Genomic DNA, 2,058 nt, shown 5'->3' with positions numbered 1-2,058 from the left:
GACGGCGGCATAGTCCGGGGCCGGATCGAGCGCGGTGATCGGCATGGTGTTGGCGGTCGCAGCACTGCCGTCCGGATACATGTAGAGCGTCGAGCGGCGCACGGCGTTCCAGATGCCGTTGTTGAAGACGACCGTCAGCAGCGGCAGTTTCAGCGCGGTTGCCGTCTGGTGGCAGGCGACAGGGTTGGCGAACATGTAGGAGCCGTCGCCGATCGTGGCGATCACTTGGCGGCTGCGGTCGCCAAGCTGGGCACCGAGCGCTGCGGTCAGGCCGAAGCCGAGACCGCCGGAAAGCGGGGTCGAGAAGTAGGATTTCGGATATTTGAAGCTCATCACCGACGGATCGATGCCGAGTTCGTTCACGACAGTCGTCTTTTCGTCCAGGATATCGGAGATGCAGCGGCTGACATAGGCCGGTGTCATCGGCGAACCGTTGCCCATGGCGGCGCGCTTGTCGGCGGCCTCGGCCTGGGCCGCCTTGATCTTCGCCCATTTTTCGCGGCGCTCGGAGAAGGTTTCGGATGCCGGCACGCGCTCGGCCATCGCAGCGGCAAGCGCCGCGATCGTCTTGTTGACGCCGCCGGCAAGCGCGATGTCGATCGGAAAACTGCGGATCGGTACGCGGCTATGCTGCGGGTCCGGACCGATGGCGATGACCTTGGCGCCGGCTGAAAGCTCCGTATGGTCTGAAATCCACGGAACCGCGGCATTGATCACGACCACGACATCGGCTTCCTTCAGGACCTGGGTCGAGTCGCGGCCGATCATCATTGGGTGGCCGCTCGGCAGTGCCAGGCGGGTTGCCCACATCTCGATTGTCGGCAGCGCGAACTTTTCGACGAAACCGGCGAGCGGCTCGAAATCCGCAGCGAGCTCCGGGCTCTGGGTAATGATCAGCGGATTTTTGGCCTTGGCGAGCAGGTCGGCAGCCTGAGCGACCAATTCCGGATCGGCCGGGCCGTAGGTGGTCGGGGTGACTGTCGAGCGGTGACTGATCTCGACCTTAGCACCTTCGGCCAGCGCCTCGCGCGGCAGGCTCAGATAAACGGGACCGCGGGGCTCGCTCATGGCGATGCTCATGGCGCGGTCGATGACGATGCCCGCCTGTTCCGGATAACGCAGTTCATAGTCCCATTTGACCACTTCGCGGACCATGCCGCCCTGGTCGAACATTTCCTGGCCCCAATGGATAGGCGAGGAACGCGAGCCGAAGCGGCCGTGTTCGGTAATCGGCGTGCGGCCGGAGAACATCATCACAGGCACGTTTTCCGACCGGGCGTTGATCAAGCCCATGACCGAATTGGCAAGCCCGACATTGACGTGAACGATGACGCCGGCCGGTTTTGACGTCATCAGGTAATAGCCATGCGCCATGCCGACTGCGACACCCTCATGCGGGATGACCAGAGCTTCCGGCATTTTCAAGCCAGTTTCCGCTTGGCGGGCAAAGGCCTCGATGATCGACGGAAAGTCGGTGCCGCCATTGGCGAACAGGACATCGATGCCGGCGGCCTTCATGTGGGTCAGCACAGCTTCGGCGGCGAAGGTGCCGGTCGGTTTTTCGTGTTTCATGCTGCAATCCTCTTGGAAACTTTTAAGAACCCGCCAGAAACTCGTCCGTCAGGTGATGCTGACCGTCTTGGTAACCATGTAGGCATCGACGCCCTCGATCCCGACTTCGGAACCGTGGCCGCTGGCCTTCACCCCGCCGAACGGCGTTTCCGGCATGGAGATATTGAAGGAATTGATGCCGACCATGCCCGCTTCCAGCGCGTCGGAAAGTTTTGCGATGGTCTTGTGCGAATTGGAGAAGGCATAGGCCGCAAGGCCGTAGGGCAGTTCATTTGCTTTGGTGACCGCATCGTCGAAATCCGAGAAGCGGTTGAGCACCGCGACAGGGCCGAACGGCTCCTCGCTCATGATCCGCGCATCGCCTGGCACGTCGGCGAGAACAGTCGGGGCGTAGAAAAAGCCTTCGTTGTTGATGCGATGGCCGCCGGCGAGCAGTTTGGCGCCCTTGGAGGTGGCGTCCTGCACCAGCGCCTCGATCGCGTCGCG

Annotated in this window: 2 protein-coding genes; both read right to left on the bottom strand. The window is 62.4% G+C overall.

The window, feature by feature from the left end:
• Positions 1-1,572 (bottom strand): thiamine pyrophosphate-requiring protein (locus MOV61_RS29630; protein ID WP_247139138.1); only part of this gene is annotated, 1,572 nt, incomplete at its 3' end.
• Between the two features lie 48 nt (positions 1,573-1,620).
• On the bottom strand, positions 1,621-2,058 hold a 438-nt coding region (locus MOV61_RS29625), incomplete at its 5' end, for an aldehyde dehydrogenase family protein (RefSeq protein ID WP_247139137.1).

Origin of the sequence: Neorhizobium sp. BETTINA12A (genome assembly GCF_023006485.1) — a bacterium.
Lineage (GTDB): Bacteria > Pseudomonadota > Alphaproteobacteria > Rhizobiales > Rhizobiaceae > Neorhizobium.
Note: the sequence above shows the minus strand (reverse complement) of the source record. Positions and strands in the feature narration are given on the sequence as shown.